Raw genomic sequence first — 8,444 nt, forward strand, 5'->3', positions numbered from 1 at the left:
TTTTTACGCTTTTGTTGTTGCGGTTTGTTTGACATTCTTTTTCGGTGTTGTTGTTTCTTTTCTAGCTGGGTCTTTCTTAGACTTGCCGTCTACACGGTTTGCGATTCGGTGTAGGCCAATGATTTGGTACGTATTACATGCAAGTAACGGGGCAAACATTAACCAGACGTAATCCGGACCTTCCGCCATAAGAGCCGGCGTCCATTCTAACGTTGTAATGACAATCATGAAAAACAATGTCGGAATAAAAGCAGATTTATTTGTTTCTTTCTGTTTTAGCTTGGCGACAAACCAAGAATAAAGGTAGAAGAGTAAGGTGCCAAAAATCAACCAATATATTCCTATTTCCCCATCAGACCCTCTGTATGGGAAATAAATTAAATCAAATAATACAAATACGATTAACACAATCTGCACTGCTGGCCAAAAAGAACGAAATAAACTAATTCCGAACCGGTGAATATATAAGTAAGCAAAATATCCAGTCATACTGACAACAGCGAAAGTAAAGCCTAAACCAACAAAAAATGTCAGTAATCCTAATAATTCCATCCAATTGATTGGATTAAGATAGGCAGCATATGTATCCCACTTAACAAAAAAACTTATAATAATACCAGTAGCTCCACCGATGACTAACGTATTGAATAAAAACTTAATCAATTTACGAATATTCAATGTAAATCCTCCTACACTTTCCATGCGTATGTTTGTATTTTAACACGAACAGCAGCTTTTTTCCTCATTTTAACTGTATAGTTGGTAAATTTGTCAATCATATTAGCAAAGCGCCCGGGTAGCGACGTACACATTGTGCCTTCTAGGACGAAGGGTAGTTCAATATTGCCACATACGTGAGCGTTTATCGGATTTCCTTTTACACAGAGGTGCTGGAAATCCGCTAGTCGCCGGCACGGGAGCTGGACATAAAATGAAAGGTGGTTCATCATGAAAAAGCTTTTCTTCCTCATTCTCTTCATTATTCCCCTAACAGCTTGTGGCGGGAATCAGGCGGCAAAGGATCAAGCAGATTATGAGCAGACAAAAAAGATGGTTGTCGATATCTTGCAGACTGAAGATGGTAAAAAAGCATTAACCGAATTATTCCAAGATGAGAAAGTGAAGCAAGAACTTACAATCCAATCCGATGAAGTGAAATCTGCGATAAATGAAGTATTAGTGAGTGACAAGGGAAAGGAAATGTGGCAATCACTCTTCAAGGATCCAAGTTTTGTCAAAGGATATACAGAAGCTATTCAAAAAGAGCAAACAAAATGGATGAAGAATTTAATGCATGATGCAGAATATCAAAAGCAGGTGCTCGAATTACTGCAGAATCCGGAGGTAACAGCATTGATCTTGGCAACCTTAAAAAGTCAGCAATTTCGCGCTCATTTGGAAGAAACAATCCAGCAAACATTGGAAACCCCGCTATTCCAAGCAAGAATCCAAGAAATTCTTCTAAAAGCCGCTGAAGAACAAGCAAAACAAAATGGTGGAGGTCAGGAGAACAACCAGCGGCAACAGGGTGGTGGTGATGAGCAACAAGGTGCCGAAACACAAAATGAACAAGGAGCTGGCGCTGGTGGTGGAGGCGGTTAAAGGCGGTTAAAGGCGGTTAAAATAAAAAAGAGCCCTCAGGCTCTTTTTTATTTTCATTCTTCCACTTGGGCAACAATTTTCGCAGCGATTCGGCGGAATTCCTGTCCAGTTGGATGGTCTTCTTGATAAACGGATGGCGCGAATACTTCATCATCCATATATGGTTGCTGGAGCGGTAGTTGGCCAAGTACTTTCGTCTTCAATACCTCAGCGAGCTTTTTCCCGCCGCCTTTACCAAAGACATGTTCTTTTTCCCCCGTCACTTTACTTTCAAAGTAAGACATATTCTCGATAACTCCGAGAATCTCATGGTTCGTCTTCATTGCCATCTGACCAGCGCGGGCGGCAACAAATGCGGCCGTCGGATGCGGTGTTGTAACGATTACTTCCTTACAAGTTGGAAGAAGCTCATGAACGTCCATTGCAATATCTCCTGTCCCTGGTGGGAGATCGAGCAATAGATAATCCAAGTCACCCCACTCCACTTCAGAAAAGAAGCTATTCAGCATCTTACCAAGCATTGGACCGCGCCATATGATCGGCGAGTTATCTTCAACAAAGAAGCCCATAGAAATGACTTTCACACCGAAGCGTTCCACTGGGATAATCTTTTTCCCGCGGACGATTGGACGTTCTTCAATCCCCATCATATCTGGAACACTGAACCCGTAGATATCGGCATCAATAACCCCAACCTTCTTTCCGAGCCGTGCAAGCGCTGTTGCAAGATTAACGGTTACTGTCGATTTACCGACACCACCTTTACCAGATGCCACTGCAATAAAGTGCGGATTCACACCACCCATTAAGGAAGCTTCTTTCGCCTGATCGACAGCTGGTTGATATTCTCGTATGATTTCATCTGGCAATTGTTCGAAACGTAGTCCTACGGTTGTCGCACCATTTTTCTTTAGAATCCCAACAATTTCTTGTTGCATCTGCATCTGTTCGCCGGTATTCAGTTTGGAAATTCCGATCTTCACACTGACGTGCTTTTTTTCCTCCCTAATGGTAACGTTCTTAATCCCGTCTGTTTCTGCTAATGTTGTATGTATAAATGGATCCCTTACCGGACCTAAGAGTTCCATCACCTGTTCTTTTGTTAGCAATGTTGTCACCATCCTTATCTGCATTTATGTACATCCTCAAGTATAACATAAACAACTGAAAACCTAAGTAAAATGCATTGTGATGACGGTTTCACTCTTCCGCTTCAGCTGGCTCTGTAATATAGCGTAGTAACCCCCGGTAAATACTTGCTGCCATCTGTTCCTGATAGTCCTTCTGCTTCAATAACTCCCGCTCTTCAACATTTGATAAAAAACCAATTTCAACAAGAGCACCTGGTGCCTCTGCATGTTTCAACAGATAAATTCCATCAATCTCTAGCGCCTCCCGGTCTGTATTCTCTAGATTACCCCTAATTTCCGCTTGGATCATACGAGCAAGATGTGCATTTTCCTCAAAAGATGGATAATAAAATGTCTGGGCTCCCCGCCATCTCTCTGAAGGTAGAGCATTCAAATGGATGGTCAAAAATAAATCAGGCTGCTTACCCTCAATAAATTGAAGCCGATTTCTTATGTCCTCCGATTTTCTACGGGAGAGTCCTTTCGTATCTTCATGAGCAAGATCCTCGTCCGCTTCTCGGGTTAAATAAACCAGCGCACCTGCCTGTTGTAAATAGCGCTGCAGTTGTTTCGTAACCATCAGCGCAATATCTTTTTCTACTGTATCATCCTTGCCAACCGCCCCTCCGTCGGGCCCGCCATGTCCCGGATCAAGAACAATCACTTTTCCTGATAATGGGAGTGACCAAGACGCCCAAGTCGTATCCGTCTCCTCAATCGGCATTTGAATCAAATACACTAAGATAAACAAACCAAAGAGCCATGTCCCAAGTTTAAAAAGACGCTCCATCCCGTCGCCACCTTTACTATATTACTCAACTACCTGCTAATTACTTTCATTCAGCGTAAGCGCAACTTTTACCTGGAGGTTCGCAGTCCAGACACCTCTCGCTTTCCGCGGGCGGCTGGTGAGCCTCCTCGTAGGCAAGCCCACTGCGGGGTCTCACCAAAGCCTATCGACGAACAGGAAGTTCTAATGCCGGCATTGGTCACAGGACGTGACCGTACTTAGCCGGCCTCCCGCAGGAGTCTCGAGGTGTCTGGACTGCTCCGAGGAAAATCTTAATTCGGAGCACTATTTAACATTTCAGAAGTACAATCTTCATCGTGCTAAAATAATCTCCATTCATCATAATCATCTTTACCAGTTCAGTTTCCCGGTGGACGGTGACTCCTGTGGGAATAGCACGAGTCTAGACCTAAGCAGGGCGGTAGCCCAAGGAGGCTTCAGCTGTACCTTAGGATGCGCATCCGATCATCGGGAAACTAAACGGTGATTAGAGAGCCATTCTGGAGAACGTGTAAAACGCTTACGCCGAATGAAAGCAATCCACATTTTTTCCACATAGACTGCGCAAGTTGAGTATGTTATTAAAATTTTATGGGTGACTGGAAGGGATTATGACTAAGGATATGTGGTAAGCTAGGGTGAAGGAGCAAAAACTTCCACGGAAGAAAGTTTCGTTTTATAATAAGGATAACGTGGTATGATAAATATATAATGACGGAGAGGAGTTTTTACGATGATTTGGATTGGGATCGGATTAATCATCATCGGAATTGCCCTATTAGCATTAACTGGCATATTAATTAAACCGCTTCATAAGATAGCTGCTATTTTAGCTGACGTAAAAGACACAACGAAGGATCTTCCTGAGACGGTAAAAGATATTAGCAACCAAGCAAATGCGGCCCTCCATACTGGTGTAGACACGCTTCAGCAAATAAATGGACAATTAAAGGAACTGACTCCTATCTTTTACCTTGTTGGAGATGTAGGTAGAGCAACACATGAACTCTCCTCTAATATGGTGAATGCTGTGGAAGACTTCGAAAGGAAAGAAACTGGCACGTTCGCCACAAGGAAAAATTTGGAAGCTTTGTATGGTGCGGCCACCCTAGGGATGATGGTTATCCTGAAGGCTAGAGAACTCAGTAAAGAGAGAAATGTAATCGACAACGAATAATCATTAATTAAAAAAATGCATGGTATCCGCTGAAAAACAGGTACCATGCATTTTTATTATTCCTTTGCGACTAAGCGCGCATCTTGTTTAATCTTCTCAATCAGGTCCGCGCGCTCTGCACCATCCTGGTAGAGCTTTCTTTCCCACGCTTGCGCTTTTTCAAGTAATGAGGGAGCGTCCGCATGCTCATCCCGGTAATTTGCCACAACAGCAAGCACTGCACCGCTCACAATGCCACTAGCAATCGAACAGATTAGATTTTTAGTTACCACCAGTAAATTCCCCTTCAGCATCGTCATTCTTTAATTGTTGGCGTCGCTTCAGCCAGTAATATCCTAATGCGAAAGAACCGTATATACCACCTAATTTATTCGTATCGGCAATACCTTTACCTGCCTCACTCTTCTCTTTCATCGAGTCGGTTACGTCCACTAAAGATGATGTAAACTTTCTTGTTGCATTCCCTACATCACCCACAATATAGAATAATGGGCTCAATTGCTCCATTTTCACATTTACGTCAGCTAAAGTCTGATTACTTTCCCGAATAATATTAGATGTTTCATTCAACATATCATCGAGCTGTCCAGGCAGCTGCTGAACAGTTTTATCCACTCCGTCCAAGACACCAGCCAAATTATTCAACACATGAGCTACGAACACGGCTAACACAAGAAATGCAACACCAATTAATAATACTCCTACACCAACTAATGTCATGTCTATCCCTCTCTCCCTGTTACTTCTACTATATCATGCTCTTCTTGAATCATAAGTTCATTCTTTTGCTTCAGCTGCTTCCCTTTCCACGTGCCATACAATTGCACTGCAACTTCACTCCATTTTATTCCTTCGATAAACGGCTTTACTTTACGATCCATTTCCTCGTCCGTTAAATTTCCTAACCCATTTTGTAGCGCAGTATTGGCAGATTGAACAGACTCACCGAATAATTGGACCGAGTCAAACATACTGTCCGTTGCTTGGACCTTTTCCGTTACATCAGCCATTAACTCATCCGTCTCTTTTATCGTCTGCGAAAGAACTGGCGTCATCTTCTCGACCCGCTCTTCGGCACTACCTATTGTTCCACGTAACGTTTGTATTGTGTTCGTCACACGCTTCAGGACGAAACAAATATAAACGACCGTGATCAGAAAGGCGATGGCTACAAGTAAAATACTAAGATAAATAAGTCCCATATGTACTGTCCCCCTCCTTTAGCATCCACATATACAGGCATCTATTATAGTGATATTATACCACTAGATGGTGTAATTAAAACTTTTAACGTTTCACAATTCTTCCCTGCCTCTCTTTTTCAAAAAGATTATTTTCAAAACAGGCGGGGTATAGAGTCTATAGTAGGAAGTTTACTGGAGGTTAATGGATAATGGGTAAAATAAAAGGATTTGGAAAAGAATTATTGCAGAAGCTTAAAGAAGATAATATTACATTCCTAGCTGCCGCCTTGGCTTATTATTTCCTGTTGGCGATTTTTCCATTATTGATCGTCGGCTTTGCAATTATCCCTTATTTCAATATTTCAGCAGACGACGCGCTCGGTTTCTTCTCTACCGTCTTACCTGGAGAAATCGCCTCTTTATTTGAAGAAAATATTGTCAGCCTAGTCGAAACCCCAAGAGGCGGATTACTAACCGTCGGGATCATCGGTGCATTATGGTCGGCATCAGGCGGGATTAATGCATTCATTAAATCATCGAATGAAGCATTTGATGTGGAGGAAACCCGCTCGTTTATTACTGTTCACTTAATTTCACTTGGTCTCACAATCGGACTGATTATTTCTGTCATTGTCGCGATTCTTTTACCGGTTCTCGGAGACGTTATTTTACGATTAGTTGGATCGGTTATCGGATTGACCACAGGAATGGGGGTTTTGCTGCATATCTTGCGCTGGCTGATTAGTATCATTGTTCTTACGACATTTATCATGTTGTTGTACCGCTTTGCACCGAATAAGAAGATTTCCTTTAAGCATATTATCCCTGGAGCTTTAGTTGCTAGTCTGCTTTGGCAGATTATTTCATTCGGATTTTCAATTTATGTAAGTAATTTTGGTAACTATTCGGCAACATACGGGACACTTGGTGGGGTGATCATTCTCATGACATGGTTCTTCCTGACAGGGCTTATCCTGATGCTTGGAGCAAGTATCACTGTTATTTATCATCGCTATAAAACCCACAACGCTACAGAACTTCATAAGGCAGCGAATATTTAGGCGATATAGATGAAAATCAATCTATATAGGTTGAATAAAACAAATGGTATTCTTGGCTGGTGCGAATTTTACAGTTGTAATGAATTTGTTTTAGGGCTGATGCTTAAATTCCAGTTGTGGTGTGGGTTCGGTCAGGAATAGTGCGCAATTCTCAGTTGTCGTTCGAATTCGAACGTATACCAGGGGATTGCGCACCACATTCAAACTAGCTAGGACTTTTACTATTTCTTCTTATCGCGCTAAAATAGCAATGTTTCATGCTACCTATAAACCGTACGTGGGGCTATTCTTTCTACTTTTGTTATTTTCGCCTGTGCTGGAAAAGATTCCATTATAGGTCCTTCTATTTCGACTGAGATATAGTCGCCGTTCTTGAAAAAAAGCCCATCTTTATTTGTGAGTTTATTCGGAAGAGAAAGGATATCCATCCCTCTCTCTTTAAAGTAATCTTCATAGTCATCCCCTGTGTCAGTCTTTTCGTCCGTATCTTCTGTAGGAGTGATTAATTCAAAAGAGTATGTTTGGAAATACCTGTCCATATAATAATAATATTCTTCTTCCTCATCTCCCGCTAATCTTTCACGTATATCGACATAATCAAAAAAGAAATAACCTGTTACTGTTGTTATACTTGGACTCTCTGGTTCTTGATTCACCATTCCGTTATCAGAATTTACTGTAGATTTAGGATCTTTGTTTTCCAATGGTTTGAATTCATAATTGATAAATACGATTATGCACAGCAGGGAGATTGCAATGAGTGAATATATAATTTTGCGCATCCGATTACCTTCTTTACTTTATGGACTTTTTATAAATAAAATTTTTATTGAATCTAATGCAGCCCCCAAGTTTAAATCCAAATCCCTGTAACCGGCTGAATGAACACCAATAATCCGATTATTAACATTATCTAAGATAGGTGCCCCGCTTTGACCCCCAAAAGTATCAATCGTATAATGCAGTCTACCATTACTTTCTAAGGTAGCAGGACCACTCATAATGTATTGTCTTTGTCCTAAATCTGCAGGGTATCCACCAATCTTCACGTTCCTATTGGTTGCAACTTCTAAATCTAACACACCAACTCTTGACGACAGATCGTCAGCGAGATCAATAACTCCGAAATCATATTGATTTGCTAATGTATTTATATATTCCGCCGGTAACTTTATTGATGTGGCACTTGATACTTCATCATAATTTCCATTGTTATAGCCCGTAAATACTGATACTCCCACCGGATGACCCTCAATCAATTTTTCGTCATCTAATTTATATAGGCAATGTGCAGCTGTTAAAATCCTACTACCTCCTAGATTAATATAATTGTCAGAAAAAATCAACATATCAAATTTTATGAAATGGCTTAATTCCACAATAAATCTAGTGATAGGGTTCTAACTCTATATCAATTATTTTCTCCGTTCCAATTGAATACCAATTGAATGAATTTCATAATTCACAGTCCTTGTCTCCCATCGGTTTTGAGAGATGAAA

At 41.2% G+C, this 8,444-nt stretch carries 11 protein-coding genes; 3 read left to right on the forward strand and 8 right to left on the reverse strand.

Going from position 1 to position 8,444, the window contains the following annotated elements:
• Positions 1-3 precede the first annotated feature (3 nt).
• Positions 4-678 (reverse strand): KinB-signaling pathway activation protein, encoded by a 675-nt coding sequence (locus SPD53_RS18890; protein ID WP_156857533.1) that lies wholly within the window; start codon positions 676-678, stop codon positions 4-6.
• A gap of 270 nt (positions 679-948) precedes the next feature.
• Between SPD53_RS18890 and gerD the strand changes: the two genes are divergently transcribed.
• Positions 949-1,602 carry a spore germination lipoprotein GerD gene (gene gerD, locus SPD53_RS18895; protein WP_156857532.1) on the forward strand — a complete coding sequence of 218 codons (654 nt, stop codon included), beginning with the start codon at positions 949-951 and terminating at the stop codon, positions 1,600-1,602.
• Between the two features lie 53 nt (positions 1,603-1,655).
• On the opposite strand, the gene SPD53_RS18900 is transcribed toward gerD, so the two are convergent.
• On the reverse strand, positions 1,656-2,711 hold the full coding sequence (locus SPD53_RS18900; RefSeq protein ID WP_336253490.1) for an Mrp/NBP35 family ATP-binding protein: 1,056 nt from the start codon (positions 2,709-2,711) through the stop codon (positions 1,656-1,658).
• Between the two features lie 91 nt (positions 2,712-2,802).
• Complete coding sequence (gene cwlD, locus SPD53_RS18905) at positions 2,803-3,522, reverse strand: N-acetylmuramoyl-L-alanine amidase CwlD (RefSeq protein WP_336253483.1); 720 nt, start codon at positions 3,520-3,522, stop codon at positions 2,803-2,805.
• A 733-nt stretch (positions 3,523-4,255) separates the two neighbouring features.
• On the opposite strand from cwlD, the gene SPD53_RS18910 reads away from it, so the two are divergent.
• The gene (locus SPD53_RS18910) at positions 4,256-4,699 is read left to right on the forward strand and encodes a DUF948 domain-containing protein (RefSeq protein ID WP_156857530.1); all 444 of its coding nucleotides are present in this window, start codon (positions 4,256-4,258) and stop codon (positions 4,697-4,699) included.
• A 56-nt stretch (positions 4,700-4,755) separates the two neighbouring features.
• On the opposite strand, the gene SPD53_RS18915 is transcribed toward SPD53_RS18910, so the two are convergent.
• From SPD53_RS18915 to SPD53_RS18925, 3 genes are read right to left on the reverse strand one after another with little or no spacing between them, the layout of a single operon-like run.
• Entirely contained in the window at positions 4,756-4,971 is a 216-nt protein-coding gene (locus SPD53_RS18915) for a hypothetical protein (protein WP_336253484.1), read from the reverse strand.
• Positions 4,961-5,419, reverse strand: coding sequence for a DUF948 domain-containing protein (locus SPD53_RS18920; RefSeq protein WP_336253485.1), 459 nt, complete (start codon positions 5,417-5,419; stop codon positions 4,961-4,963). The genes SPD53_RS18915 and SPD53_RS18920 overlap by 11 nt, the downstream gene beginning before the upstream one ends.
• A 2-nt stretch (positions 5,420-5,421) precedes the next feature.
• Entirely contained in the window at positions 5,422-5,901 is a 480-nt protein-coding gene (locus SPD53_RS18925; protein WP_336253486.1) for a DUF948 domain-containing protein, read from the reverse strand.
• Positions 5,902-6,092: 191 nt separating this feature from the next.
• Between SPD53_RS18925 and SPD53_RS18930 the strand changes: the two genes are divergently transcribed.
• Positions 6,093-6,944: a YihY/virulence factor BrkB family protein gene (locus SPD53_RS18930; RefSeq protein WP_336253487.1), complete on the forward strand. Its 852-nt coding sequence runs from the start codon at positions 6,093-6,095 to the stop codon at positions 6,942-6,944.
• Positions 6,945-7,204: 260 nt separating this feature from the next.
• On the opposite strand, the gene SPD53_RS18935 is transcribed toward SPD53_RS18930, so the two are convergent.
• Both SPD53_RS18935 and SPD53_RS18940 read right to left on the reverse strand, forming a co-directional pair.
• A complete protein-coding gene (locus SPD53_RS18935; protein WP_336253488.1) occupies positions 7,205-7,726 on the reverse strand; it encodes a DUF3221 domain-containing protein in 522 nt (173 codons plus the stop codon).
• An 18-nt stretch (positions 7,727-7,744) separates the two neighbouring features.
• A complete protein-coding gene (locus SPD53_RS18940) occupies positions 7,745-8,323 on the reverse strand; it encodes a trypsin-like serine peptidase (RefSeq protein WP_336253489.1) in 579 nt (192 codons plus the stop codon).
• Positions 8,324-8,444 lie beyond the last annotated feature (121 nt).

It is taken from the genome of Oceanobacillus sp. MO10714A (assembly GCF_037072045.1).
GTDB classification, from domain to species: Bacteria; Bacillota; Bacilli; order Bacillales; family Amphibacillaceae; genus Oceanobacillus; species Oceanobacillus indicireducens.

Coding starts and splice junctions, on each gene's coding strand:
- gerD (WP_156857532.1), top strand. CDS start 949: ATGAAAAAGCTTTTCTTCCTCATTCTCTTCATTATTCCCCTAACAGCT.
- cwlD (WP_336253483.1), bottom strand. CDS start 3,522: ATGGAGCGTCTTTTTAAACTTGGGACATGGCTCTTTGGTTTGTTTATC.
- SPD53_RS18910 (WP_156857530.1), top strand. CDS start 4,256: ATGATTTGGATTGGGATCGGATTAATCATCATCGGAATTGCCCTATTA.
- SPD53_RS18920 (WP_336253485.1), bottom strand. CDS start 5,419: ATGACATTAGTTGGTGTAGGAGTATTATTAATTGGTGTTGCATTTCTT.
- SPD53_RS18925 (WP_336253486.1), bottom strand. CDS start 5,901: ATGGGACTTATTTATCTTAGTATTTTACTTGTAGCCATCGCCTTTCTG.
- SPD53_RS18930 (WP_336253487.1), top strand. CDS start 6,093: ATGGGTAAAATAAAAGGATTTGGAAAAGAATTATTGCAGAAGCTTAAA.
- SPD53_RS18935 (WP_336253488.1), bottom strand. CDS start 7,726: ATGCGCAAAATTATATATTCACTCATTGCAATCTCCCTGCTGTGCATA.